The following is a 25,847-nucleotide window of genomic DNA, read 5'->3' as shown; positions in this document are numbered from 1 at the left end:
CCAAACTAAATTTGGTGACAATATGACATAAAAAATCCCAATTCATTTTTTGAATTAGGATTAGATTTGTGAATATGGTCTATTACTAATATTCGTTAAATTTATAAATGATACCTCCCGTAAGATTATAAGTAATTCCTGTAAAAGAATTTATATTATCTTGGTAAGAAAAACTTCCATCAAAATTATAATGTTGCGAAATATTAAAAACAGTTGATGCGTCAACTGCAAAATACAATCCATCAGTAATTTTGAATCTTGGGGTTAAACCCATTACAACATTTATAAGATTGTCATTTCCTGCGTTATAAGTTGATTTTACTAATGAATAACCACCACCAACATGAGCAATTAAATTAAAAAAATCATAGCTACTTGCTCTTGTTATTGCTGCAGAAAGATTTATTGTTCCTTGAATTGAAATTCGGGTTACGTCAATTCCTGTTTCATCGGTAAAAAGGATATTCTTTGTTCTAAATTTATCAGAAGCAAAATCTAATTTCACACCATATGTTTCATCAAAATCATACGTAATTCCACCTCCAAAGTGCGAAATTTCATTAATACTTGGTTGAAAAACGCCAGATAATCCATAGTTAGCTTCAATTCCAAACTGAGCTTGTGAGGTTACTGGTAAAAAAGACGCAATAATAATTAATGCAAAAAATAGGGTATTTTTTTTCATTGTTAAGTTTTGTTAAATTTGGGATGCGAAAGGTATAATTATTTTGATAATTTCAAAAAAAAAAATTTAGTTTAATTTTAATCTCTATTATTTTATAGTTTCCTTTGTTGCTTTAAAAATCACCTAATGCTCAAAGTACACAAAATTCAATTTTCTTATCAAAATGCTGCTATACTTAAGAGTATTAGTTTTTCTCTTGAGAAAGGAAAAAATCTTGCCATAATTGGAGAAAGTGGATGTGGAAAGAGTACTTTGTTAAAATTAATTTACGGTTTGCATGATTTAGATGCCGGTCAAATATTTTGGAATGATATTGAAGTTTTAGGACCAAAATATCATTTGATTCCAGGTATGCCTTTTATGAAATATTTGGCGCAAGATTTTGATTTAATGCCATTTATTACGGTTGCAGAAAATGTAGGGAAGTATCTTTCGAACTTTTTTCCAGAGGATAAGCAAGTTCGAATTGCAGAACTTTTGGAAATTGTAGAAATGACTGAATATGCTGATGTAAAAGCAAAGTTATTAAGTGGTGGTCAAATGCAACGAGTAGCATTGGCAAGAGTTTTAGCATTAGAACCAGAAGTTTTATTACTTGATGAACCGTTTAGTCATATTGATAACTTTAGAAAAAATAGCCTTCGTAGAAACCTGTTTGCGTATTTAAAAGAAAAAAGCATCACATGTATTGTTGCCACGCATGACAGCACCGATGTTTTAGCTTTTGCCGATGAGGTAGCCATTATGAAACAAGGAAAAATTATAGAAAGTGGTATTCCAGAATTTATTTATAATCATCCCAAAAGTCATTATATAGCTTCTTTGTTTGGCGATGTAAATGAGATAGTTTTGCAAGATGAAAAACATTTGGTTTATCCACATCAATTAAAAGTGGTTATTAATTCGGATTTAAAAGTAGAAATCATCAACTCATATTTTAGAGGAAGTCACTACTTAATTGAAGCAAAATATGGGAATCAAACGGTGTTTTTTGAAAATGAAGTAGCTATTGAAAAAGCAGAAATGGTTTTTCTTAAAATAAAATAGACCTCTAAATTTTCAGTTCAAAGGTCTATTTTCTTTATTTAATATTGTTTTTTTTAATTCTTTAAATATTTTTCTAAGAATTGATCTTGTTCCCAAAGCAAGTGTAAAATATTATCTTTTGCTGAATAACCATGAGATTCTTTTGGTAAAATAACCATTCTTACAGGTGCTCCTAGATTTTTCAAAGCCTGAAAATAGCGTTCAGTTTGTAAAGTGAACGTTCCTGGGTTATTATCAGCTTCACCATGAGTTAATAATAATGGTGTTTTCATTTTATCGGCATTCATAAAAGGCGACATGTTGTTGTAAATTTCTGGAACATCCCAATAATTTCGTTGTTCACTTTGAAATCCAAAAGGAGTTAAGGTTCGGTTGTAAGCACCACTTCTTGCAATTCCACAAGCAAATAAATCAGAATGTGTTAATAAATTTGCTGTCATAAATGCACCATACGAGTGACCACCAATAGCTACTTTTTTGCGATTAATGTAGCCTAATTTATCTACTGCATCAATTGCTGCTTCAGCATTTGAAACTAATTGCGGAATAAAGGTGTCATTTGGTTCAGTGGTTCCTTCTCCAATAATTGGGAAAGCTGCATCGTCTAAAACAGCATATCCTTTGGTCACCCAATATACGAATGAACCATAATTTGGAAATGTAAATTCGTTAGGATTTTTATCGCTTTGTCCTGCCGAATTTTTGTCTTTGTATTCTGCTGGATAGGCCCAAATTAATAACGGTAATTTCTCTTTTTTAGTTTTATCATATCCCACAGGTAAATAAAGTGTTCCAGAAAGTTCAACGCCATCTTTACGTTTATATTTGATTACTTCTTTATGAACGTTTTTAATACTTTCAAACGGATTTTTGAAGGCTGTTATTGGTGTTAATTTATTTTTAGATTTAATGTTTCTTAAATAATAGTTTGGATATTCATTTTTAGATTGAATCATTACTAAAACTTCACCTTTTTTGAAATCTTCGATAGACAATAAATCTTCTTTTTTATCTTTCATCGTTGAGGTATATAATCTCGTTTTTTTCAAAGTAGAGAAATCATATTCATCAATAAAAGGGAATTGTCCATCTTTTGTAAATCCATCTCCAATTAAGTAACCTTTGTTGTTTTCAATTGCAATAACATATTTTCCAAATTCATTTTTTTTCATTTCGAAATTTCCAGGATCAGAATAAATATCTTGTGAATTTCTATCTTCAATAATTTTTGGAACAATAGAAAGGTTTGATGGATTAAATAAATAGGCTTTTGTATTTCTTGTATCATACCAAGAATCTGCAACAATAGCAATGTTGTCGTTTGCCCACATTATTCCTGCATAGCGTTGTTTTGTTTTAACTAATGAGGTTGGATTTGATGAAAAAGGTGCTTCCCATAAAAATACTTCATCTCTAAAATCTACTTGTTTTGCTTGGTCTCCACCATCTAAAGCTTCTACATAAAATAAAGTTGCAGGTTTGTCGGATCTCCAACCCATATTTCTTTTTCCTGTTCGTACAGATGAAAAACCTTTTGGCATAATTTCAGTTAAAGGCACTTCGTTAACTTGTTTTATTTCTTTTCCATTCAAATCATAAACAACAGATTTTTGAGGAAAACGACTTAGTGGAACAATATAAGAATATGGTTTTTGAATAGTAGTTAGCATTAAGTAATTTCCATCTGGCGAGAAACTTTCACCAATATAAATATCAGCTGATTTGAACAAAGTTGCATTTCCAGAAATAGTAATTTTATATAGCTCAGAAGTTACTAAAGCGTCAAAATTTGCTTCATCAGTTTTGTTTTTTAATAAATCTTGATAGGTTCTGTTTTGCGATTTTGAACCATCACTCACTGATACAATAGGACCCTTAGGTAAATCTTTTTTGCTGTCGATTAGAGCAGGACGATTTTTTGGCAATATTTTCACTAACAAAGTCTCGTTGTCTTTCATCCAATTGAATGGACTTCCTAAATTAGCATTCAAATTATCAGCTGTAATTTTTTTGGCTGTAGCCGAAATCACGTCAATAATCCATAATTCTACACCTGTTAATGTTGTGTTTGTAAATGCGATTTTCTTCTCGTTAGGCGACCAAGAAACATTCGTGATTAATGCGTTTTTTGGTAATCCGCTCACCTGAATTTCGGCTTTGTCTTTAATTTTTCTAATTTTCAGGTTATTGATGTAAGTTACTGTGCTTGAAATATTGGTAATTGGATTGATACGTAATCCACCCAAACGCATCTCTTCTTGACTTAAATCCTCGAGTGTTTTGTATGTATTTCTGTAGCTTAGTAACATGTATTCTTTTTTAGAATCCATGCTTACTGATGGCGCTCTTTCGTAATCAGCTAAAGCTAAAATTTCAGCAGAAGGTTTTTGATAGGTTAAATTTTCTTGTGCTAAAGCCGAAAATCCAACGAATAAAAAAAGCAATAAATTAATTTTTTTCATCATAATTGTTTTAGGATAGTTTTTAGATACTAAAATACAGTTATTAGTTACAATGAAAAAATGGTGGGGTGTTAATTATTTCGTAAATTTATGTTTTCAATTTATGTTTTTTTCAAAAAGTCATATTTCTTTTTAAGAAATCAATAAATTTGTACATTATTAATAATTTCAAAACTATGTTCCACTCAAAAATATCAGGATTAGGGTATTATGTTCCTGAAAATATTGTTACCAATGATGATTTAGCAAAAAAAATGGATACCAATGACGAATGGATTCAGGAAAGAACTGGAATTCAAGAACGTCGTCACATTATAAGAGGAGAAGATACAACCACATCAATGGGTGTAAAAGCAGCCAAAATTGCTATCGAACGTTCTGGAGTCGCAAACGAAGATATCGATTTTGTTATTTTTGCAACCCTAAGTCCTGATTATTATTTTCCTGGTCCAGGTGTATTAGTCCAACGCGATTTAGGTTTAAGAACGGTTGGCGCTTTAGATGTTCGTAATCAATGTTCAGGATTTGTGTATGCGATTTCAATTGCTGACCAATACATCAAAACCGGAATGTATAAAAATGTTTTAGTAATCGGTTCTGAACTACACTCAACAGGTTTAGACATGACAACTCGTGGTAGAGGTGTTTCTGTGATTTTTGGTGATGGAGCAGGAGCAGCGGTACTTTCAAGAGAAGAAGATTTGTCTAAAGGAATTTTATCAACACATTTACATTCTGAAGGACAACATGCCGAAGAATTATCGTTAGTTGCGCCCGGAATGGGAAAACGTTGGGTAACCGATATCATTGCCGATAACGATCCAAACGACGAAAGCTACTATCCTTACATGAACGGACAATTTGTATTTAAAAACGCAGTAGTTCGTTTTAGCGAAGTCATTAACGAAGGTTTACAAGCCAATAATTTACAAGTTTCCGATATTAATATGTTGGTACCACATCAAGCGAATTTGAGAATTTCACAATTCATTCAACAGAAATTCCGTTTAACAGATGACCAAGTATTTAATAACATCCAAAAATACGGAAATACAACTGCTGCTTCCATTCCAATTGCTTTAACAGAAGCTTGGGAACAAGGCAAAATCAAATCAGGCGATTTAGTGGTTTTAGCTGCTTTTGGTTCTGGATTTACTTGGGGAAGTGTGATTATTAGATGGTAATTTTTAGAGAATAGAATTAAGAAAATTAAATATATAAAAAGCGCTCTGAAATCTCAGAGCGCTTTTTTACTTCTTTATTGAAAATTCCAAGTTGAATATTCAACATTATATTAAATAACGAATGTTGAATTTTGAACAACGAATATTGAAGTTTTAGAACATTCCGCCACCACCTTGAGTTTCATTCGCATCTCTTTGTTTTCTGGCTAAAGCACGGTTTTTTCCACCACCAAAAATGTAATTAAATCCTACATAAAAAGTTTGACTTTCCCAGTAAAATGCACCTTGTTGTCTGTAAGGGATGTTTCCATCAAAAGCAAAGTTCATATTTTCAAAAACGTCATTGTAACGAGCAGTTATTGTTCCTTTTCCTTTTAAAATGTTGTAGGTTGCTCCAATATCCATTTTATACATTGGTTCTCTGTCATATTGTAATCCTCTGTCTTTTCCTCTATACATTCCAAATAATTGAAAACGCAAATCTTTTGTAGCTGTAAAACTATTGTTGATTCTTGCATTAAAAGTAGTTACATCAACTTCTGCATTTTCTAAGGCATTTGTGCTAGCATTTTGCACCGTTCCTTTAGCGGTTTTAAAATATACATCGGCACTTGCATTAACAGACCACCATTGTGTAAATTTTAAATTTCCTGAAGTTTCAATTCCAAAAGCGTCATTGTTATCAAAATTATCATACGATAAAATGTTTCTATTTACATTGTTTGGATCGTTATAAACCACTCTTGAAATTTCATCTGAAATACTTCTATAAAACACACCACTTGTTATTGAACCAATTTTTGTAGTTCTGGTATAATTTACTTCAAACGAATTGGTGAATTGTGGAACTAATTCAGGATTTCCTCTTGACTCCATCAATGGTGTTGTCCATTCTCTAATTGGGCTAATTTGTCCAATACTTGGTCGGTCAACTCTTCTTGAATAATTGAAATTAAATGAGTTTTTATCGTTTGCTGTATATGTTACAAATGCCGATGGATAAGCTGTAAACAAGTCGTCAGAAATGTTTTGAGCATCTGTAAAACTTGGATTTGTTTCGTTAATTGCGAAATCAGCATCTAAGTCAAAATATTCTAAGCGAACACCAAGTTGACCGCTCCATTTTCCAATTTGCTTTCCAAAATTTGCATAAGCCGAATAAATATTTCTTCCAAACTCAAACGAATTATTTGCACTAGTAAAACTCGGATTAATGTCATTAAAACGATTACCCGAATTTTGAATTCTAGTTTCAACACCCAATTCTAATTTTGTACTTTCAGTTAACGGGTTTACATAATCGGCATTAAACTGAAAATAATCAGTAGTTCCTTTTACTAAATTGGTTCTGTCAAAATTAAAAGTTGGATTCGAAATCGTTTCATCATAAACTGTGTTTTCGTCGCTAACTGTGTGGGAATAGTTAAATTGAAGTTCTAGATTCTCGTCTTTTTTATCAAAATCATGTTTGAAAACAACATCATACGTTTGGTTTTTATCATCACCCGTATTTACAAAATATTGGCTAGTGTTTCTGTTGGTTATTGCATCATCATAAACTACTGTTGTTAAACCATCTCCAGAACCATAAGTAAAACTTTGGTTGGTGTAAGCCGATATCGTGTTTTTGTCGTTTATGTAATAATCCATTCCAAATTTAATGAGATGTGAATTGTTTTTGTTTTTAAATTTGAAATCTTGACGATTTTCCTGATCTGTTCTTTCACTATTTACAAAGCCATTGTTGGCATTAATTCCGTGATTAAAACCATAATTGGTGTAAAAATTTACTTTTCCAACACGATAATTCATGTTTAAAGCTGAGTTGGTTTTTGGTGTGATTCCAAAAGTAACACCTGTGTTTAATGATCCATTAAAACCATCTTGCGAATTTTTATGCAAAATAATATTAATAATTCCGCTCATTCCTTCAGGATTATATTTTGCAGAAGGATTGGTAATCAATTCAATTTGCTTAATTGATGCCGAAGGAATTTGCTGCAACAATTGCTCCACTGAAACATTTGAAGGTTTTCCATCTACCAAAACTCTAACATTGCTGTTTCCTCTCATGCTAATTTCTTTGGTTTGAGGGTCAATGCTAACAGTTGGAATATTATTCATAATTTCAGAAGCAGTAGTTCCTGAAGCTATTAAATCTTTTCCTACATTAATTACTTTTCTATCGATTTTTTGCACCATATTTGAACGTTCAGCCACAACTTCTACATCGTTTAATTGCGCTACATCTTCAATAATTGCAATTGTGCCTATGTTTTGGTTAGGATCTATGGTCAAATCAATGTTTTTTACAACAGTCGCATAACCAATAAACTGAATTTCTACGGTGTATTTTTGTAAAGCTAATTTGTTGATTACAAAATTTCCCTCGTCTGTGGTTACACTTCCTGTAACAATTTTGTCATTATCTTTAAGAATAATGTTTACATAAGCTAAAGGTTCATTCGTGTTTTTGTCAATTACCTTTCCTTTAATGCTTCCCGAATTTTGCGCAAAGCTATATGCAATTGAGCACAAAAAACAGGTGATAATTAGTTTTAGTTTCATTTGTTTTTATTTAATTAAAATGATTGATGATTGTGCTTAATAGACTTCAACAATTGTTAAATGTTACAGTATTTTTAAAATATTTTTTTAATCTGAAAAAAACTAATCACTAATCACTAATCACTAATTACTATTTATTACCTTTGCACGTTCAAAAAAACAAGGTAAAATGACATTACATCACACATTAACAACACACATCCAAAAAGCGGTTCTTGAATTGTTCAATATTTCTATCGAAAAAGTTGAATTTCAAGCTACTAGGAAAGAGTTTGAAGGTGATATTACTATGGTAGTTTTTCCTTTAGTAAAAGCACTAAAAGGCAATCCGGTTGAAATCGGAAATCAGATTGGAAATTACTTAGTGGCGAACGTAAATGAAGTTTCTAAGTTCAATGTCGTAGGCGGATTTTTAAATATCGTGATTTCGGATGCTTTTTATGTAGAATTTTTCAATTCAATTAAAAACAACGAAACCTTTGGTTTTGTAACTCCAAAAGAAGGTGAAAAAGCGGTAATGGTTGAATATTCTTCACCAAATACTAATAAACCATTGCATTTAGGTCACATCAGAAACAATTTATTGGGTTATTCTGTTGCTGAAATCATTAAAGCTTCTGGAAAAAAAGTATATAAAACTCAAATCATCAACGATAGAGGAATTCATATCTGTAAATCGATGTTGGCTTGGCAGAAATTCGGAAACGGACAAACGCCAGAATCAACAGGATTGAAAGGTGATAAATTGGTTGGAAATTTCTACGTTGAATTCGACAAACAATACAAAAAAGAAATTTCAGAATTAATCGCTCAAGGTAAAACCGAAGACGAAGCAAAAAAACTAGCACCATCTATTTTAGAAGCGCAACAAATGCTTTTAGATTGGGAAAATGGAAAACCAGAAGTTATTAATCTTTGGAAAACCATGAACCAATGGGTGTATGATGGATTTGAACAAACGTATAAAAATCTTGGCGTAAATTTTGATAGCTATTATTATGAATCCAACACGTATTTACTTGGAAAAGAAGTAGTGCAATTTGGTTTAGAAAAAGGCATTTTCGAGAAAGACCCAGATGGTTCAGTTTGGATTGATTTAACGGCGGATGGTTTAGATAGAAAAATCGTGCTTCGTTCAGATGGAACTGCGGTTTACATGACGCAAGATATTGGAACGGCTATTCAACGTGTGAAAGATTTTTCAGATGTTGGAGGAATGGTTTACACTGTTGGAAATGAGCAAGATTATCACTTCAAAGTGTTATTCTTAATCTTGAAAAAATTAGGATTTGATTGGGCTGATAGCTTATATCACTTATCATACGGAATGGTGGAATTGCCTTCTGGAAAAATGAAATCTCGTGAAGGAACAGTTGTTGATGCAGATGATTTAATGGCAGAAATGACTACGACAGCGCAAACTATTTCGGAAGAGTTAGGGAAATTAGATGGCTATTCTGAAGATGAAAAAGCGGTTTTGTTCAAAACTATCGGTTTAGGTGCGTTGAAATATTATATGTTGAAGGTGGATCCGAAAAAACAAATGCTATTCAATCCAGAAGAATCAGTTGATTTTGCTGGAAATACAGGACCATTTATTCAATATACTTACGCTCGTATTCAATCGATTTTAAGAAAAGCTGATTTTGATACTTCAATTTCGATTTCGGGATTAGAATTACACGAAAAAGAGAAAGAATTAATCAAGCAAGTGCAATTATTTCCTGAAGTAATTCAAAATGCGGCAGAGAATCATAGTCCAGCTTTAATTGCGAATTATACATATGATTTGGTAAAAGAATTCAACTCGTTCTATCAACAAGTTTCGATTTTAGGAGAAGAAAATCACGATAAAAAAGTGTTTCGAGTACAATTGTCAAAATCAGTTGGAAACACGATAAAAAATGCATTTCAGTTATTAGGAATTGAAGTTCCTGAGCGAATGTAAAAACATTTCAACATTCAAAATTCCATGTTGAATATTCTTTGTTTAAATATCGAACAACGAACTTGGAACAACGAATTTTGAAATAGTAAATCAGTTATAAGAGATAAAATTAAGTGAATACATCAAAATATTTTTTTCAGTCATTAGCAGTAGTTGTAGTTTCAACGCTGTCATTTTTGGCATTTAAAACTTTTTTGCCTAAAAAGTTGTTTTCTGAAGACATTGCTTCTTCAAAAAATATTGTTGTGGATAGTTTGTTACTAGAAGCAATTGCAGAAGATGGCGATTTAAAATCTGAAGATACGCTTACAAATATAACCATTGATTATAAAATTACTAACGGAGTTAAATTTCCAACAGAAACCTTCGAAGATTATACCGGGAATCAATATTTAGTAACTTTTTTCGAGAAGCTTTTTCAATTAGAAACCAAGAAAGAAGGTAATGTTCGTATCGCTTATTTTGGCGATTCAATGACGGATGGCGATTTAATTGTAAAAGATTTCAGAACCTATTTACAAGAAAAATTTGGAGGTCAAGGAGTTGGTTTTGTAAATATTACATCAGAATCTGCAAGTTCTCGTAGTTCAGTTACGCATGAATTTTCTGGAAACTGGAAAACACAATCGTATTTAAAAGTTAAACGTCCGTCAAGAGCTTTTGGAGTGAATGGACACGTATTTTTTGCAAACGATACAGCAAATGTAGCTTGGGTAAAATACAAAGCAACTAAAACAAAATTTGCATCAGAGTTACCTCGACCAACCTTATTCTACGGAAGTTCTTCTAACAAAGAAGGAAAGGTCATTTTTGTTGCTGGCGATACAATCGTTAAGAAATTGACACCAAACAATACGTTAAACACACTTACATTATCGGAAGGAAGTTTAAAAAACTTAAAAGTAAATTTCAAAAAAGCAGATTCAATCCCAATTTACGGATTTAATTTTGATGATGGAAAAGGAGTTCATGTGGATAATTTCTCAAATCGAGGAAATTCAGGTTTACCTTTAGGAAGTTTTGATATCAATACGATGCGTGCTTTTCATGTCAAATTAGATTACGATTTAATCGTGTTGCAATATGGTGCTAATGTATTGAATTACGGAACATTAGATTATACTTGGTACGAAAAAAGAATGACAAAAGTGGTTAATCATTTGAAGGAATGTTTTCCTGGTGTAGCCATTTTGATCGTTTCTACTGCTGATAAATCTACCAAATATGACTTGGAGATGAAAACCGATTCGGCTGTTGTTCCATTAAACAGAGCACAGAAAAAGTACGCCATTAAATCGGAAGCAAGTTTTGTAAATATGTATACATTAATGGGTGGTGATGGTTCTATGGTAAAATGGGTGGAAGAAGTTCCTTCAAAAGCCAATAAAGATTATACACATTTTAATCACAGAGGTGCAAAAGAAGCTGCGAATTTGATTTTTACCCAATTAAATCAAGGATATGAAACCTATAAAGCGTTGCGAAAAAAGAAAAAACCAGCTGCTCCAATCAAGAAAGATTCTGCTATAATTAAAAACGATTCGGTAAATGAAGAGTAAAATTCTAATGTTGCTTTTAGGGCTTTCTCTTTTTAGTTATGCTCAAGAAAATGATAGTTTGTTGGTCCCAATTGATTCAGTTGCATTTGATGTTCCTGTGGTTGATTCTATTGAAGTTATTTTTTCCGGAAACGATGTTCAAAACGCTACAGCAATCAGAACTTTTTTTGAAAAATTATACCAATTAGAGCAAACCAAACAAGGAAAAATCAATATTGTTCATATTGGCGATTCGCACATTCAAGCCGATTTATTTACAGCTAAAATTCGTTCACAATTTCAAAATGTTTATGGAAATGGTGGTTTCGGATTTACGTTTCCGTATAGCGTAGCAAAAACCAATAATAGTGCGCCAATTAGATACAGTGCCTCTGGAAGTTTTCAAAGTTATAGAAATTTGTATGCCGATAGTTCAAAACCTGTTGGTTTAAGCGGATTTTCAATGGAAACAAAGTTAGCTGATTTTGCTATTCAATTGATGGTGAAAGATGCGCAATTTAATTTTACAAAATTAAAAGTAATTACACCTCAAAATGCAAATTTATTTGATGTTTCAGTGTCTAATAAAAGCATTGTTATTGAACGAAAAGTACCAAAAAAAATCACACATAAAGTAAAACCAGGTGAAGTTTTAGGTGGAATTGCCAATAGATATAATGTTTCTTTAAAAGCATTAAAAAAGGCAAACGGTTTAAAAAGTGATATGATTCGCGATGGAAAAATTTTAACCATTCCAACCAAAGGAACACAATCCAAAACCACTACAAAAACCGAATATATTCCGATAGATTTGCAATCGACACCATTTTCAAACGATTATAGTTCTGAAAAACCTTTGGATAAAATTGCATTAGTTCCCAATCAACAAATAAACGAATTTGCATTAAACGGTTTGGTTTTAGAAAACGATAATTCGGGTGTGGTTTATCATTGTATTGGTGTTAATGGAGCAAAAGCTTCGGATTACAATAAATTTCCACTATTTTATGACCAATTGCCAGCTTTAAATCCTGATTTGGTTATTATTTCTTTAGGAACCAATGAAAGTTTTGACAAACAATCGGGTGAGCAATATTATGAACATCTGGATAAGATGATTGTTTCAATTAAAGAGAAGAATCCGCAAACTGCAGTGTTAGTAATGACATCGCCACCATCCATTTTGCATAGAAAATATACCAATACTTTTATCGAGGATTATTCGGCTAAAATCAAAGAAAAATCAATAGAAAAACAATATGCTGTGTGGGATTTATTATACATTTTAGGTGGAAATAAAGCTATTTACAGAAACGCAGCCAAAGGATATATGGCAAGAGATAAAGTACATTATTCTAAGGCAGGTTATGAAAAACAAGCCGAATTATTTTTTGAGGCTTTTGTACAATCATATGAATTATTCAAATCAACAAAATAGCAGTGAGCGCACTTTTTAGTTTACAAAATTGGTTTCTTGAAACAGTTGGAATTGTTGATTTAGAAACGCTTAAAAATTGGTTTACTTACAATCCAAAACAACCGCTTTTATTTAATAGTGCTTTGTTTTTAGGTTTGTTTTTAATTTTTTATGCTATTTATATTTTATCGCGAAAAACACACTATTTTCGAATTACTTATGTAGTGTTGTTTTCGTTATTTTTCTATTATAAATGTAGCGGAATTTATTTTTGGTTGCTGATTTTTTCATCGGTTGTAGACTATGCTTTATCTCGATTAATTTTTGAGGAAACGAAGCAAGGTTATCGTAAGTTTTATATGATTCTGAGTTTGTTGATTAACTTAGGAATGTTGGCTTATTTTAAGTATACCAACTTCTTGATTGATAATTTCAATACGCTTTTTGATGGTACAATGAAGTTCGAAGATATTATTCTTCCCGTTGGAATTTCATTCTATACTTTTCAAACATTAAGTTATACTATTGATGTTTATCGACGCGAATTAGAACCAACGAAAAGCTTTATGGATTTCTTGTTTTTCGTTTCATTTTTCCCGCAATTAGTAGCTGGACCAATTGTAAGAGCAAGTGATTTTATTCCTCAAATTTATGAGAAATTAAAGTTAACTAAAGAAGATTTCAATCGTGCTTTGTTCTTAATTATTGGTGGATTAATCAAAAAAGCAGTCATTTCAGATTACATTTCGACCAATTTTGTGGATCGTGTTTTTGATGCACCAAATAGTTACACCGCTTTCGAAAATTTGATGGCTTCTTATGGCTATGCAATTCAGATTTATTGTGATTTTTCAGGGTATTCTGATATTGCAATTGGATTGGCTTTATTGATGGGATTTTGGTTGCCTGATAATTTTAGAACACCTTATCAATCAGGTTCTATTACTGAATTTTGGAGAAGATGGCATATTTCACTTTCCACTTGGTTACGCGATTATTTGTACATTTCAATGGGTGGAAATCGTAAAGGAAAAATCAGAACCTATTTCAATTTGTTTATGACGATGTTGTTGGGTGGATTATGGCATGGTGCTTCTTGGAAATTTGTAGTTTGGGGTGTTTTACATGGATTAGCGTTAGTAGTTGAGAAATTTTTTGGACAGTTTATTAAATTACCAAAAAACATATTCATCAGAACCATTCAAGTGGTTTTAACGTTCCATTTTGTGGTTTTTTGTTGGTTATTTTTTAGAGCAAAAGATTTTGAAACTGCCTTTCAAGTGATTCAAAATATTGGAAAATTAACCTTCGATTTTAATCAATGGCAAACCATAATTTTAGGTTATAAAAACGTCTTTTTATTGATTGCTATTGGAGTAATTTGGCATTTTATTCCTGTAAAAGGAATTGCTTTTATGCAAAAATCGTTTAGTTCAATTCCATTATTGGTAAAAGCGATTCTATTAGGATTGATTTATTGGGTGGTTTATGCTACGGCTTCTGCAGGTGCGCAACCTTTTATTTATTTTCAGTTTTAAAAAAATAGTCTGAAAAACGGAGATGTTTTTCAGACTAAAATACTCATACCTAAATTGAATATTATTTTTTCAAAATTGTATTTAATACTAAATCTTTATCTAATTTTTTAGTACAGAAAAACCAATCTTTACAGTCTAAAGTTTCATCGTTTTCCATTCTTTCTTTTGCAACACCACAAGAACCTGCGGTTGGCACAATAACATCGTCTCCAGGTCTCCAATCAGCTGGACAAGCTACTTCAAAAGCATCAGCTGTTTGTAAAGCAATTAAGGCTCTGTAAATTTCGTCAAAATTTCTTCCAATACTTAATGGGTAATATAGAATAGTTCTAATAGTTCCTTTTGGATCTACAAAGAATACGGCTCTCACAGCTTTTGTATTGCTTTCTCCTTCCATAATCATTCCGTATTTTTTAGAAACTTCCATTGTAATGTCTTCGATTAAAGGAAATTTAACTTCGATGTCTTTCATTCCTTTGTATTCGATTTTTTCTTTAATGGTTCTTAACCATGCAATATGGCTATATAATCCATCAACTGATAATCCTAATAATTCACAATTAGCTTCTTTAAATTGATTTTCCATGCTTGCGAAGGTCATAAATTCAGAAGTACAAACTGGAGTAAAATCGGCTGGATGACTAAAAAAGATAACCCATTTTCCTTCATAATCTTTTGGAAAGTTGATAGTTCCTTGTGTTGTAATTGCAGTAAATTCTGGTGCTTGTTCGCCAATTCTTGGCATAAATACTTGATTTTCCATTTTTTCTATTTTTAAAATGTTATTATTAATTTTTGATGGTACAAATTTCAGTCAAAAAAAATGTTGAAAAAGTAACAACAGTTTCTTTGTATAACAAAATATTATTGTATATTATATAAAAATAAATAAAATCTATTTTATTATAGATAGAGTAAATAGATTTGTAACAATCGTTACATCTTTATTATTAAGTATGCTTTACTTTTGAATAATAAATAGAGTAATATGAAATATTTAGTAGTAGCAATTGTTTTATTTGGTTTTGTGAGTTGCCAAAAAGATAAAAAAGAGTATAAAGAAATTCAAGATGCAAATCCAACTTCACTTCAAAATGAAATTCATGAAGGCAAAAAACTTATGGAAACACATTGTTATTTGTGTCATAGTCCAAATGCTGCTGAAAATGAAGGAAGAATTGCGCCACCAATGGTTGCTATTAAAGCAAGATATATCGACAAAGAAGGTTACAATAAAGAAGAGTTTGTAAAACATGTTACAGCATTTGTTGCCAATCCAACAGAAGATAAAGCACTTATGTATGGAGCCGTAAGAAAACATGGTGTTATGCCAAAACAAGCTTTTCCAGAAGGAAGTATTGAAAAAATTGCCGATTTTATGTTTGATTACCAAATCGAAGAACCGAAATGGTTTAAAGCACATTGGGAAGGTCATGGCAATGAAAATTGGATACAATCAGGTAAAAAGTATGTGGAACCAAAAAAAGAGAAAACCTATGCAGATATTGGTTTAGAATATGCTTTGGGAACTAAAAAAATATTAGGTAAAAATTTGATGGAGTCTGTTCAAAAAAAAGGAACTCTAGAGGCTCTATCCTTTTGTAACATTCAAGCTATACCTTTAACAGACAGTATGTCAATTAAATTTAACGCTTCTATAAAACGTGTATCTGATAAAAATAGAAACCCAAATAATAAAGCGAATACTGAAGAATTGCAATATATTGCTCAATTCAAAAAAGAGTTAGCTGCCAAAAAAGAAATAAAACCCGTTGTAATAGAAAAAGGAAATAAAGTCCAATTTTATTATCCAATTGAAACCAACACTATGTGTTTGCAGTGTCATGGAAAACAAATTAAACCAGAAGTTTCAAAGCAAATTATGAAATTATATCCAAAGGATTTAGCTATTGGTTATAATGAAAGCGAAGTTCGTGGTATTTGGAGTATTACTTTTGATAAAAAATAGTATGGAAAATACAATAAAAATAAAAGAAGTTTGTCCAACAAGTACACAAGAATTAATTCAAAGAGGTTATTTACTTTTAGATATTAGAGAAGTTTCTGAAGTAGAACAATTATCTTTAGATGTGCCAAGAATATTGCATATTCCAATGAGTTGTTTAGAAGACCGAATTCACGAACTTCCAAAAGACGAAAAAGTAATTGTAGTTTGCACAACTGGTGAACGGAGTAGAAGAGTAGTTAGTTTTTTACAATATCATGGTTATACTAATTACATCAATATGAAAAAAGGTCTAGAAAAATGGGTGCAAAAAGGATTTCCAACTAAAGGAGATGTTTCTCATATTCCTTCACATACATGTTGTAGAGATTCTCATTGTCATTAATATGAATAAAAAAGCATTTATTATTACAGGACTTGGAGTAGTCGTTGGGCTTATTGCAGGGTATATATATTATCAGCAGGTTGGTTGTGCATCTGGCACATGTGCTATTACTTCAAAACCATTAAATAGTACTTTATATGGTGGTTTAATGGGCGGATTATTATTTAATTTATTTGCAACATCACCTAAAAAGAAAGAAAAATAAATAGTTTTTAGGATAGTATTATAAAAAAACCTCAAGTAGTTAAACTTGAGGTTTTTTGCGATTTATTAAAATCTAAATTAGTAAACAATCTTAACTTTAGAACAAGCACTATGTGCAAAATCTTTACTTGCTCCATCTACTACTTTTCCAGTTTCAACTTTTTTAGCAGCTACAGTGATGTAATATTCTGTTCCAGTTGTTAAATCGGTTGTAGGTCTTAACCATCCAGTTCCACCATCTAAACTAATTGTGTATGTTGTTAAACTAGCATCTAATTTTGCCATTTTGAAAAGAGGTTTTGTACCTTCAATATCCAATTCTGTAAGTTTAATACAGATTAAATCAGTGTTTGGAACGGCAGTCCAATCTAATTTTATTTTTTCTGGTTCTGTTACAGTTGCCGGAATTCTGGTTACTACTATTGGCAAGGCTAAACTGGTTTCTACATCAGTTAATTCATCAGTAACGGTTTTTTCATAACCATCGGCAAATTTCAATTTAAACGAGTAAGTTCCCATTGTAGGCTTAGTAGTAGTTGCAACTCCTTTTCCTGTTAAACTTCCTGGTCCAGCCCAAAACTCGTTTATTGGAAATTCTGTTCCATTAGGATCAGTAACAATACAACCTGAAGCATTAACTGTATTTCCTCCTGCCATAAAAATTGGAATATATTTGATAGTTCCCATCATATCCAATTTTTTTAAAATTACATCGCCATAAGCGTCTTCGTGGGTTTCTACAGGTAATACCGAATTATCGTCGTCACATGAAGTGAATGTTGAAAATATTGTTGCTAATAAAGCGATTGCTAAAAATTTAATTCTATTTTTCATTTTATTTAAATTATGTGTTAAAAATTATACTTGGCAAAAAAGCTAAAGTTTCTGCCGGGTTCATGGATTCTATATCCATTATTTAGGTCTGCATTTTTGAATGAAAAACTCAAATGTGAATAATATCCTTCATCAAAAATATTTAAAATAGTTCCTCCTAATGTTACGTTTTTTAAAGGTTTGTATCCAATTCTGAAATCAAAAACTTCATAACCTGGTGTTGCTGTTTCTGCAAAACTTGGAGCAAAATCATTTTGATCTGCTACAATTTCAGTGCGTAAACTCAACCAATATTTTGTTTTTTCAAACTTTAATTCGTTTCGAATTGCCATTGGAAATACCTGAGCTAATGGTTCTTTTAATGATAAATTTCGAGCTTTGGTATAAGAAATATTTGTATTAAAACTTAAATTTTCTATTATTTTCCAATTTACAAAAGCTTCAAAGCCATATTGATACGCGTTTACATTTAAAAATTGTTTTGGTGCCATTGGTGCGGCTCCACCACAAGAGGTTCCGCCTGTTAACGAGGGGCTTAAAACGCCCGTAATATAATTATCCATATACGAAAAGAAAGCACTTGTCCCAATAGTAAATTGCTTCATTTTTTTTGAAATAGACCATTCGGTTTGGTAATTAACTTCTGGTTTTAAATCAGGATTTCCTATGTATTGACGCGAATCTGAACCAATTTCAAAACGATAAATATAGCGTTCTAACATTGATGCTGTTCTAACACCTCGACCAAATGAGAGTTGAGAATTCCAACCTTTTTTATTGAATTTTAAGCCTGCATGACCTGCAAAAGTAACATCTGTTTTGTCAGAAACATTTCCATAAATGGCTAAAAAACCAGGATCAAGACTTTCAATTTTTGCGGATACATAATCCATTCTTACTCCAGCTGTTATTGCTAAATTTGAATTGATTAAGTAATTAATTTCGGTAAAAGCTCCAAAATCTGTAGTAGTGGCGTCTTGCCAAACTTCTGCAATAGTGGTTGTTGGAATAGCAAAAGGTTCGCCTGTGTTAGGATTAATATTTGCTGTAACCGATTTTTTCCCTTCTCTGTAAATATTGTCTAAGTCGAAACCATAAAACACATTCAATTTTTCGTTTGGTTGGTGTTCGATTTCGAATCTTCCTCCATAGGAATTTGAAGTTACAGGTGTTCGTGCATCAGTAGCGGGATAATTTGGTCTTGGGTCATCTAAATCAAAACCATTGGTCATTAAATGATCTACAAATGTGTAATAGGATTTGAATGAAATATTCTTGATGTTTTCAGAAACAGATTTCCATTTATAATCCAATCCTAAGCTATAACTATCATCAAAAGGAGAATCCATGGGCAAACCTGTATGAATAATTTGGTCGCCAAACTTTTGTCTCCAATCCAACCTAATCGTTTGGTTATCTGTAAAGTTGTAACCAGCTTTTGCCGAATAGCTTTTGGTTATAAACCCAGATGGTGTTTCAACTCCATTTCCGTCTTTGTAATCACCATATTCTCTATATTCGCCATTTACTGTAAGGTTGAATTTATTTTTTACATATTGTAATTCAGCTCTCGAAGCACTATTGTTTCCATTTGTTTCAAATCCGCTTTGTATTTCGCCAAATAATCCATTATCTGTATGAATTTCAGGTGTTGTCACAATGTTTACAATTCCTCCAAAAGTTTGTCCATAACGTGTTGTGAAAGGACCTTTAATGACTTCAATTTTACGAACTTCTTCTGGGATTATATGTGCTGTGATTGGATCCATTCTATTCGGACAAGCGTGCACGTATTTTCCTCCAGCATCATATTTGATGTTCATTTGTTCATATTTGAAGGCTCGCAAAGATGGTTCAGAAGCAATAGCACTTCGTTTTTGGATACTAAAACCTGGAATATCTTTAAATAAATCAGTAGCAGTTCTGGGTTGACTATTTTTTTTAGCTTCATCAATCGCAATAACTGAATGAGAAATGTTTTTTAAAGGATTTTCAATTAAAATTATTTCATCTAAATAGGTTATTTTTAAAGAATCTTTTATTACTTCTGGATCATTATTTTCTTGGGAATACAACATAGCAGAAGACCATAGTAATCCGATAATGACTATTTTTTTCATTTTATTTTACTGTTTAAATTAATTTGTAATTAAGCTATAAACAGTATGTTTTGTGGAGGATGAAAAGACGAATTTGTAAATAAGTCGCAATACAAATTCGCATAATTAGAATTAATAATTTTATTTAAAAAACAAAAATCCGAAGGAAATTGATACAATGTAACTGCTTCAAAAAATAAAATTTCAGCTTGATAATTAGTGTTTTGTTTTTGTTCGGAATTAACAGGTTTGTTGGTTTCTGAAGTTTTTGCTAATTCGTTTTTTAAATGACATTTACCATTACATTTTAGCGCAGGTTTATCGATATTTTTACAATATTTTTCTGTAAATGCTTTGTTGTTTGTAGTGTATTCATAAACCAAATAAGAAAACTTCAATGATTGAGAAAACATTGATAATATCAGTAATGTAGTAATGTAATATTTGATAGTTGTTTTCAAATGAATTGAATATAAACTCCATTATTTTCATCAAAATTAAATCATGTATTTTACATAGTTTGTAATATTTGTTACAGTGAATTGCAGAAATACTAATAATTTTACTTAAAAATAAATCATCAATGAAGAAGTTGTTATTCACCAATTGGCATCTAATGAGATGGATAAGATTGATTTTCTCTGTCGGAATTGCCTATCATGCTATTGCTACAAATCAATATTTTTTCTTGCTTTTTGCCACATTTTTTTTAATTCAAGCCGTTTTTGATACAGGTTGTGGTGCACAAGGTTGTCAAATTCCTAAAACAAAATAAATATGGAAAAAGCTATTCAAAATAGTATCAACTCAAATGAAGCAGTTTTAATAAATTTTAAAACAAACGAGTGTAATCCATGTCAAATGATGACACCAACATTACAACAAGTTAAAAATGCAATAGGAAATAGAGTTTTAGTTTATAATTTAGATGTAAATGAAGCGCCAAATCTTGCTGAAAAATATCAAATTACAACTTTACCAATGTTGGTTTTATTTTTTGAAGGGCAAATAGTTTGGCAAACTAAAGCAGTTTTATCAAAAGAAGAAATAATAAAAAATGTTCTAGACCATTCGCAATAATTTTTTGTAACTTTGTGAAAATGAAAATGATTACTTACATACTTTTTGTTTACCTGATGGCACTTACTACTTTGCCGTCAGTTAGAGCTATGAAAATGTTTGTGAGTCAAGAATGTCAAAATACTTGTCATAATGCTGAGGCATCAAATTCGGGTTGCGAAAAAGGTAAAGTAATCATGAATTTGAACTTTAGTCCAACGCAATTTGTCGCTGAAATTTCGCTTAAAGAAATCATTTTAATTCCCGACTTTTATACCGAAAAGGAAAAATCAAACTACGAAAAGATTTTCATCCCAAAATACCAATACTCTATCTGGCATCCGCCAAAATTTTTCATTTAAGAAATTTAAAAAGTTTATTTACGGTTCCTTTTTTGAAAGGAACTCAACTTATAATTTTATACAATGAAAAAATATTTCATCGTGTTATTATTGACTTTTTTGCAGTCATCAATAGCACAAACTACATTTGATTATGATGTAGTTTTAACTCCAGTTTCAGTTTCAGGCTTACCAGGATTGCATTCCTATGCTTTTGCGCAACACAACGGAAAATGGCTTATTATTGGCGGAAGAAAAGATGGTGTTCATGCACGTCAGCCTTTTAATGCTTTTCCAGGAGCGCAAAATAATACGGATATGTATGTGGTAGATATTGCAACTCAACAATCATGGTCGGCTTCAGTGAATTCACTTCCAACAGGAGTGAAAGAGCAATTACAATCGACCAATATGAACTTTTATCAAGATGGTGATGCTTTGTTCATTATTGGAGGTTACGCTTATGCCACTTCGGCTGCAGACCATAAAACATTTGATAATTTAACTTCGGTTGATGTGCCTAATTTGATAAATGCTATCATTGCAGGAACGCCAATAACATCCTATTTCAAACAAATTTCAAATGCTAATTTCGCTATTACTGGAGGTCAATTAGCAAAAATTGGTTCCACGTTTTATTTAGTGGGTGGACATCGTTTTGATGGAAGATATAACCCAATGAACAACCCAACGTTTACCCAAACGTATTCGAATGCTATCCGAAAATTCACGATTGATAACTCGGGAACAACCTTAAGTTTTGCCAATTATGAAGTAATTTCAGATGCTGTTCATTTGCACCGTCGCGATTATAATTTATTGCCTCAAGTATTTCCTGATGGTGAGTTAGGTTATACGATTTCATCTGGCGTATTTCAAATTGCAGTTGATTTGCCGTTTTTATATCCAGTTGACATCAAAGCATCAGGCTATTTTCCACAAACCCAATTCAATCAATATTTGAGCAATTATCACAGCGGAAAAGCTTGTTTATATGATGCTACTTTAAACCAAATGCACAATTTGTTTTTTGGAGGCATGAGTCAGTATTATTATCAAGCTGGAAATTTAATTCAAGATAATACGGTTCCGTTTGTGAAAACAATTAGTAGAACTACTCGAACAGCAACAGGTGATTTGTATGAATACCAATTGCCTGTGGAAATGCCAAATTTAAAAGGAGCTGGAGCCGAATTTATTCCGAATAAAATGTTACCTCATTATTCAAATGAAGTAATACAATTGTCGAATATTACAGCGAATGAATTCGTAATCGGACATTTATTTGGTGGAATTCAAAGTACTTCACCTTCAGCATTTACTGACAATCAAACCGGATTGACTACTGCTGATCCAACGGTTTATGAAGTAAAATTGGTAAAAAATACACCATTAAATGTACAACAAATCGATGGTAGAAATCCTTTTTCAGTTGTAGTTTCACCAAATCCTACAACTTCAGATACCATTCGAGTAGAATTTACGATGCCTTATGAAACTTCTGTAAATTACATGATTTCTACATTAGATGGAAAAGTTGTTGAAGAAGGTGATATCGAAGGAATTCGTGCAGGTAAAAGCGGCATGAATTTTGATATTTCTTCAGCAAATACTGAATTTGTAATTATTACTTTTGTATTCGATGATAAGTTTTATGTATCTGAAAAAGTAATAAAAAAGCAATAACTGTTAAAATAATAAAAAATTAAGAGTACTATTTACAAAATTATATATATTTGTCATAGTGCAATTCACACAGAAAAAAGATTAAATAACAATTTAAAAATAAATACAATGAAAAAATTAGTTTCTATCATGGCTGTTGCCGCTTTTATGTTATCAATGAATGTTAACGCTCAAGAGCCAAAACAAAAAGCTAAAAAAGAGAAAGCAAAAACTGAAAAATCTTGCTCAACTGAAGATAAAAAATCTTGTGGTACTGAAGCAAAATCAGGTGGATGTTGTTCATCTAAAAAAGCTGCTACTAAAAAAGCTGAATAATTTTATTCAAAATAAATTCAAAACGCCTCGATTTTTCGGGGCGTTTTTTTTGATGTTAATTAACAAAAGTTAATTTTTTGTTTGTGTAACAAGCGTTACCTTTAAATTCTTTTACATCATATAGTTTTGTCTTTCTAAAAAAAATATTGTTATGGATGTCGAAATATTAGCTCGAATTCAGTTTGCGTTCACCATTGCTTTTCATTATATCTATCCGCCTTTGAGTATAGGAATAGGTTTGATTATGGTAATTATGGAAGGATTGTATTTAAAAACGGGCAAAAAAGAGTATGAAGTTTTAACCCGTTTTTGGTTGAAAATATTTGCTATTACTTTCGGAATTGGAGTGGCAACTGGAATTATAATGGAATTTGAATTTGGTACCAATTGGGCAGTTTATTCGCGTTATGTTGGTGATATTTTCGGGAGTGCATTGGCAGCAGAAGGATTGTTTGCTTTCGGATTAGAAAGTACGTTTTTAGGAATATTAATTTTTGGTTGGAATAGAGTTTCACCTCGAGTGCATTTTATTTCTACCATTGGTGTTTTCTTAGGTTCTATGTTTTCTGCAGTTTGGATTGTTGTAGCAAATAGTTGGCAACAAACTCCAGCAGGATATCATATTGTTGGAGAAGGTTTCAATGCCAGAGCCGAAGTAACCGATTTTTGGGCTATGGTTTTTAATCCATCAAGTGTGGACCGAATTATTCATGTTTGGCAAGGTGCATTTTTAGCAGGAGCTTTCATGGTTTTGAGTGTTCATGCTTATTATATTCGAAAAGGAAAATATGTAGAATTATCCAAAAGAGCATTTAAAATAGCTTTAGTGGTAGCCACAGTAGTTTCGTTTACACAATTGATTTCGGGTCATAGATCAGCAGATGGAGTTGCAGTAAATCAGCCAGCAAAATTGGCTGCTATGGAAGGACATTATGAAAAATCGGCACCTGCAGATTTATATCTTTTAGGTTGGGTGGATAATGAAAAACAAGAAGTTACTGGTTTAGGTGTTCCCGGAGGATTATCATTTTTAGTTCATCAAGATTTTAATGAGCCAATTACGGGATTGAATGCTTTTCCTAAAGAAGATCAACCCAGTCAAGTAAATGCAGTTTTTCAATTTTATCACATCATGATATCTATTGGAATGTTTTTAATTGTACTATCTTTTTACGCTTGTTTTCTATGGTGGAAAGGAAAATTATTTGAAACCAAATGGATTTTATGGATTTTTTCTTTCTCTGTTTTATTGCCTCAAATTGCTAATCAAGCAGGTTGGTTTGCTGCCGAAATGGGACGTCAACCTTGGATAGTTTACGGACATTTGAGAACAAGTGAAGGTTTTTCACAAGAAGTTTCGGCCAATCAAATTGTATTTTCATTGATTTTGTTTTTAGTTGTTTATTCGCTACTATTTCTCTTGTTTTTGTATTCTTTAAATAAAAAAATCAAACACGGTCCTTATGAAGATGAAGCTCAAAATCAATTAGAAACTATTTAAATTAGTAAAGTATGGAAACATTTTTAGGCATCGATTATCCAACACTTTGGTATTTAGTAGTGGGACTATTATTTTCAGGTTATGCCATCTTAGAAGGATTTGATTATGGAGCAGGAGCATGGCATTTGTTTTTTAGAAAAGATGAAAGCCGTCGAATTGCTATTAATGCAATTGGACCACTTTGGGATGCCAATCAAGTTTGGTTAATTATTGGCGGAGGAGCTTTATTTGCGGGTTTTCCTGTAATGTATGCGACAATGCTTTCAGCTATGTATATTCCGTTTATGTTGTTCTTAATGTTATTGGTTTTACGTTCATCGGCTATAAAATTTAGAAGTGCAGAAACCATGTTGTGGTGGCGAAAAACATGGGATATTATTTATTCATTATCTAATATTTTAATCGCTTTTTTGTTAGGAGTAGTTTTAGGAAATGTACTGCAAGGATTTGAATTAGGAGAAAATTATAGCTACAAAGGTGGTATTTTCTTTTCATTTCTTAGCCCATATGCTATTATGGTTGGCTTAACAACACTTTCTATTTTTATGACACAAGGCGCTATTTTTCTTTTATTAAAAACCGAAGGAAAATTGCATACTCGATTAACATTTTTGTTAAAAAAAGGAATGATTTTTTTCATTGTTAGTTTTTCAATTACGTCATTATATACGTTAGTTTTTATTCCAGGTGTAACTGATAATTTTAGAAATAATCCACTATTTTTTATAATTCCTATTTTATCATTTTTGGCTGTTGCCAATGTACCTAGATTGGTTTCTAAAAAGAAATACTTTCAAGCATTAGTTTTTTCTTCATTAACTATGGCTTTTTTATTAATGTTAGTGGCGTTTCAGTTATATCCCACTTTATTAATTTCTACCATTGATCCAAAATATAGTATTACAATTTATAATGCAGCATCTTCGCAAAAATCTTTAGGAATTATGTTAACCATCGTTTTAATTGGTGCTCCGTTATTAGCGGCTTACTTTTTATTTCTTTATAAAACATTCAATGGAAAGGTAAAACTTGATGATACCAGCTATTAATAAATATTTATTAAGAACGCC

23 protein-coding genes are annotated in these 25,847 nt (G+C 31.6%); 16 read left to right on the top strand and 7 right to left on the bottom strand.

All coding sequences use genetic code 11. The annotated features are described in order from the left end of the window. Nucleotides 1–85: 85 nt before the first annotated feature. The gene (locus M9Q43_RS09850) at nucleotides 86–685 is read right to left on the bottom strand and encodes a hypothetical protein (RefSeq protein ID WP_262318760.1); all 600 of its coding nucleotides are present in this window, start codon (nucleotides 683–685) and stop codon (nucleotides 86–88) included. A gap of 126 nt (nucleotides 686–811) precedes the next feature. Between M9Q43_RS09850 and M9Q43_RS09845 the strand changes: the two genes are divergently transcribed. Further along, on the top strand, nucleotides 812–1,732 hold the full coding sequence (locus tag M9Q43_RS09845; protein WP_262318759.1) for an ABC transporter ATP-binding protein: 921 nt from the start codon (nucleotides 812–814) through the stop codon (nucleotides 1,730–1,732). Between the two features lie 53 nt (nucleotides 1,733–1,785). Here M9Q43_RS09845 and M9Q43_RS09840 read toward each other — a convergent pair whose 3' ends face one another. Further along, nucleotides 1,786–4,197, bottom strand: coding sequence for a prolyl oligopeptidase family serine peptidase (locus tag M9Q43_RS09840; RefSeq protein WP_262318758.1), 2,412 nt, complete (start codon nucleotides 4,195–4,197; stop codon nucleotides 1,786–1,788). 173 nt (nucleotides 4,198–4,370) lie between these two features. Between M9Q43_RS09840 and M9Q43_RS09835 the strand changes: the two genes are divergently transcribed. Continuing rightward, entirely contained in the window at nucleotides 4,371–5,378 is a 1,008-nt protein-coding gene (locus tag M9Q43_RS09835) for a 3-oxoacyl-ACP synthase III family protein (RefSeq protein WP_262318757.1), read from the top strand. Between the two features lie 153 nt (nucleotides 5,379–5,531). Here M9Q43_RS09835 and M9Q43_RS09830 read toward each other — a convergent pair whose 3' ends face one another. Then, the gene (locus M9Q43_RS09830) at nucleotides 5,532–7,946 is read right to left on the bottom strand and encodes a TonB-dependent receptor domain-containing protein (protein WP_262318756.1); all 2,415 of its coding nucleotides are present in this window, start codon (nucleotides 7,944–7,946) and stop codon (nucleotides 5,532–5,534) included. Between the two features lie 169 nt (nucleotides 7,947–8,115). On the opposite strand from M9Q43_RS09830, the gene argS reads away from it, so the two are divergent. The 4 genes from argS (at nucleotide 8,116) to M9Q43_RS09810 (ending at nucleotide 14,387) form a co-directional block, all read left to right on the top strand. Beyond that, entirely contained in the window at nucleotides 8,116–9,894 is a 1,779-nt protein-coding gene (gene argS, locus M9Q43_RS09825; protein WP_262318755.1) for an arginine--tRNA ligase, read from the top strand. 113 nt (nucleotides 9,895–10,007) lie between these two features. Then, complete coding sequence (locus M9Q43_RS09820) at nucleotides 10,008–11,453, top strand: SGNH/GDSL hydrolase family protein (RefSeq protein WP_262318754.1); 1,446 nt, start codon at nucleotides 10,008–10,010, stop codon at nucleotides 11,451–11,453. Continuing rightward, nucleotides 11,443–12,870, top strand: coding sequence for a GDSL-type esterase/lipase family protein (locus tag M9Q43_RS09815; RefSeq protein ID WP_262318753.1), 1,428 nt, complete (start codon nucleotides 11,443–11,445; stop codon nucleotides 12,868–12,870). The genes M9Q43_RS09820 and M9Q43_RS09815 overlap by 11 nt, the downstream gene beginning before the upstream one ends. A 2-nt stretch (nucleotides 12,871–12,872) precedes the next feature. Next, nucleotides 12,873–14,387 carry an MBOAT family O-acyltransferase gene (locus tag M9Q43_RS09810; RefSeq protein ID WP_262318752.1) on the top strand — a complete coding sequence of 505 codons (1,515 nt, stop codon included), beginning with the start codon at nucleotides 12,873–12,875 and terminating at the stop codon, nucleotides 14,385–14,387. 61 nt (nucleotides 14,388–14,448) lie between these two features. Here the strand turns inward: M9Q43_RS09810 and M9Q43_RS09805 are convergent, their stop codons facing one another. Beyond that, on the bottom strand, nucleotides 14,449–15,150 hold the full coding sequence (locus tag M9Q43_RS09805; protein ID WP_262318751.1) for a peroxiredoxin: 702 nt from the start codon (nucleotides 15,148–15,150) through the stop codon (nucleotides 14,449–14,451). A gap of 225 nt (nucleotides 15,151–15,375) precedes the next feature. On the opposite strand from M9Q43_RS09805, the gene M9Q43_RS09800 reads away from it, so the two are divergent. From M9Q43_RS09800 to M9Q43_RS09790, 3 genes are read left to right on the top strand one after another with little or no spacing between them, the layout of a single operon-like run. Further along, on the top strand, nucleotides 15,376–16,356 hold the full coding sequence (locus tag M9Q43_RS09800; protein WP_262318750.1) for a DUF3365 domain-containing protein: 981 nt from the start codon (nucleotides 15,376–15,378) through the stop codon (nucleotides 16,354–16,356). Nucleotide 16,357: 1 nt separating this feature from the next. Then, complete coding sequence (locus tag M9Q43_RS09795; protein WP_262318749.1) at nucleotides 16,358–16,738, top strand: rhodanese-like domain-containing protein; 381 nt, start codon at nucleotides 16,358–16,360, stop codon at nucleotides 16,736–16,738. Between the two features lies 1 nt (nucleotide 16,739). After that, the gene (locus tag M9Q43_RS09790; protein ID WP_262318748.1) at nucleotides 16,740–16,943 is read left to right on the top strand and encodes a DUF6132 family protein; all 204 of its coding nucleotides are present in this window, start codon (nucleotides 16,740–16,742) and stop codon (nucleotides 16,941–16,943) included. A 77-nt stretch (nucleotides 16,944–17,020) separates the two neighbouring features. Here M9Q43_RS09790 and M9Q43_RS09785 read toward each other — a convergent pair whose 3' ends face one another. Genes M9Q43_RS09785 through M9Q43_RS09775 form a run of 3 tightly spaced genes read right to left on the bottom strand, consistent with a single transcriptional unit; the run spans nucleotide 17,021 to nucleotide 20,336 of the window. After that, complete coding sequence (locus M9Q43_RS09785; RefSeq protein WP_262318747.1) at nucleotides 17,021–17,776, bottom strand: hypothetical protein; 756 nt, start codon at nucleotides 17,774–17,776, stop codon at nucleotides 17,021–17,023. A gap of 17 nt (nucleotides 17,777–17,793) precedes the next feature. Further along, entirely contained in the window at nucleotides 17,794–19,896 is a 2,103-nt protein-coding gene (locus tag M9Q43_RS09780) for a TonB-dependent receptor (protein WP_262318746.1), read from the bottom strand. A gap of 29 nt (nucleotides 19,897–19,925) precedes the next feature. Next, nucleotides 19,926–20,336 carry a hypothetical protein gene (locus M9Q43_RS09775; RefSeq protein WP_262318745.1) on the bottom strand — a complete coding sequence of 137 codons (411 nt, stop codon included), beginning with the start codon at nucleotides 20,334–20,336 and terminating at the stop codon, nucleotides 19,926–19,928. A 122-nt stretch (nucleotides 20,337–20,458) separates the two neighbouring features. Here M9Q43_RS09775 and M9Q43_RS09770 point away from each other — a divergent pair, with 122 nt between their 5' ends. The 7 genes from M9Q43_RS09770 to cydB all read left to right on the top strand — a co-directional run bounded on the left by M9Q43_RS09770 (nucleotide 20,459) and on the right by cydB (nucleotide 25,826). Beyond that, nucleotides 20,459–20,650 (top strand): hypothetical protein, encoded by a 192-nt coding sequence (locus M9Q43_RS09770; RefSeq protein WP_262318744.1) that lies wholly within the window; start codon nucleotides 20,459–20,461, stop codon nucleotides 20,648–20,650. A gap of 2 nt (nucleotides 20,651–20,652) precedes the next feature. Next, nucleotides 20,653–20,955: a thioredoxin family protein gene (locus M9Q43_RS09765; protein ID WP_262318743.1), complete on the top strand. Its 303-nt coding sequence runs from the start codon at nucleotides 20,653–20,655 to the stop codon at nucleotides 20,953–20,955. Nucleotides 20,956–20,975: 20 nt separating this feature from the next. Next, nucleotides 20,976–21,296, top strand: a complete 321-nt coding sequence (locus tag M9Q43_RS09760) for a hypothetical protein (protein ID WP_262318742.1) — start codon at nucleotides 20,976–20,978, stop codon at nucleotides 21,294–21,296. 63 nt (nucleotides 21,297–21,359) lie between these two features. Next, nucleotides 21,360–22,961, top strand: a complete 1,602-nt coding sequence (locus tag M9Q43_RS09755; protein ID WP_262318741.1) for a FixH family protein — start codon at nucleotides 21,360–21,362, stop codon at nucleotides 22,959–22,961. A 108-nt stretch (nucleotides 22,962–23,069) separates the two neighbouring features. Continuing rightward, a complete protein-coding gene (locus tag M9Q43_RS09750; protein WP_262318740.1) occupies nucleotides 23,070–23,276 on the top strand; it encodes a hypothetical protein in 207 nt (68 codons plus the stop codon). A gap of 151 nt (nucleotides 23,277–23,427) precedes the next feature. Then, entirely contained in the window at nucleotides 23,428–24,777 is a 1,350-nt protein-coding gene (locus tag M9Q43_RS09745; RefSeq protein WP_262318739.1) for a cytochrome ubiquinol oxidase subunit I, read from the top strand. An 11-nt stretch (nucleotides 24,778–24,788) separates the two neighbouring features. Then, entirely contained in the window at nucleotides 24,789–25,826 is a 1,038-nt protein-coding gene (gene cydB, locus M9Q43_RS09740; RefSeq protein WP_262318738.1) for a cytochrome d ubiquinol oxidase subunit II, read from the top strand. The last annotated feature ends 21 nt before the right edge of the window (nucleotides 25,827–25,847 follow it).

This window comes from Flavobacterium odoriferum (assembly GCF_025499515.1).
Taxonomy (GTDB): domain Bacteria; phylum Bacteroidota; class Bacteroidia; order Flavobacteriales; family Flavobacteriaceae; genus Flavobacterium; species Flavobacterium odoriferum.
Note: the sequence above shows the minus strand (reverse complement) of the source record. Positions and strands in the feature narration are given on the sequence as shown.

What these genes read in the sequence shown, in the direction of transcription:
- M9Q43_RS09815 (WP_262318753.1), top strand. Translation starts at nt 11,443, where the DNA reads ATGAAGAGTAAAATTCTAATGTTGCTTTTAGGGCTTTCTCTTTTTAGT.
- cydB (WP_262318738.1), top strand. Translation starts at nt 24,789, where the DNA reads ATGGAAACATTTTTAGGCATCGATTATCCAACACTTTGGTATTTAGTA.
- M9Q43_RS09755 (WP_262318741.1), top strand. Translation starts at nt 21,360, where the DNA reads ATGAAAAAATATTTCATCGTGTTATTATTGACTTTTTTGCAGTCATCA.
- M9Q43_RS09750 (WP_262318740.1), top strand. Translation starts at nt 23,070, where the DNA reads ATGAAAAAATTAGTTTCTATCATGGCTGTTGCCGCTTTTATGTTATCA.
- M9Q43_RS09830 (WP_262318756.1), bottom strand. Translation starts at nt 7,946, where the DNA reads ATGAAACTAAAACTAATTATCACCTGTTTTTTGTGCTCAATTGCATAT.
- M9Q43_RS09785 (WP_262318747.1), bottom strand. Translation starts at nt 17,776, where the DNA reads ATGAAAAATAGAATTAAATTTTTAGCAATCGCTTTATTAGCAACAATA.
- M9Q43_RS09780 (WP_262318746.1), bottom strand. Translation starts at nt 19,896, where the DNA reads ATGAAAAAAATAGTCATTATCGGATTACTATGGTCTTCTGCTATGTTG.
- M9Q43_RS09840 (WP_262318758.1), bottom strand. Translation starts at nt 4,197, where the DNA reads ATGATGAAAAAAATTAATTTATTGCTTTTTTTATTCGTTGGATTTTCG.
- M9Q43_RS09765 (WP_262318743.1), top strand. Translation starts at nt 20,653, where the DNA reads ATGGAAAAAGCTATTCAAAATAGTATCAACTCAAATGAAGCAGTTTTA.
- M9Q43_RS09760 (WP_262318742.1), top strand. Translation starts at nt 20,976, where the DNA reads ATGAAAATGATTACTTACATACTTTTTGTTTACCTGATGGCACTTACT.
- M9Q43_RS09845 (WP_262318759.1), top strand. Translation starts at nt 812, where the DNA reads ATGCTCAAAGTACACAAAATTCAATTTTCTTATCAAAATGCTGCTATA.
- M9Q43_RS09835 (WP_262318757.1), top strand. Translation starts at nt 4,371, where the DNA reads ATGTTCCACTCAAAAATATCAGGATTAGGGTATTATGTTCCTGAAAAT.
- M9Q43_RS09790 (WP_262318748.1), top strand. Translation starts at nt 16,740, where the DNA reads ATGAATAAAAAAGCATTTATTATTACAGGACTTGGAGTAGTCGTTGGG.
- M9Q43_RS09800 (WP_262318750.1), top strand. Translation starts at nt 15,376, where the DNA reads ATGAAATATTTAGTAGTAGCAATTGTTTTATTTGGTTTTGTGAGTTGC.
- M9Q43_RS09745 (WP_262318739.1), top strand. Translation starts at nt 23,428, where the DNA reads ATGGATGTCGAAATATTAGCTCGAATTCAGTTTGCGTTCACCATTGCT.
- argS (WP_262318755.1), top strand. Translation starts at nt 8,116, where the DNA reads ATGACATTACATCACACATTAACAACACACATCCAAAAAGCGGTTCTT.
- M9Q43_RS09770 (WP_262318744.1), top strand. Translation starts at nt 20,459, where the DNA reads ATGAAGAAGTTGTTATTCACCAATTGGCATCTAATGAGATGGATAAGA.
- M9Q43_RS09795 (WP_262318749.1), top strand. Translation starts at nt 16,358, where the DNA reads ATGGAAAATACAATAAAAATAAAAGAAGTTTGTCCAACAAGTACACAA.
- M9Q43_RS09850 (WP_262318760.1), bottom strand. Translation starts at nt 685, where the DNA reads ATGAAAAAAAATACCCTATTTTTTGCATTAATTATTATTGCGTCTTTT.
- M9Q43_RS09805 (WP_262318751.1), bottom strand. Translation starts at nt 15,150, where the DNA reads ATGGAAAATCAAGTATTTATGCCAAGAATTGGCGAACAAGCACCAGAA.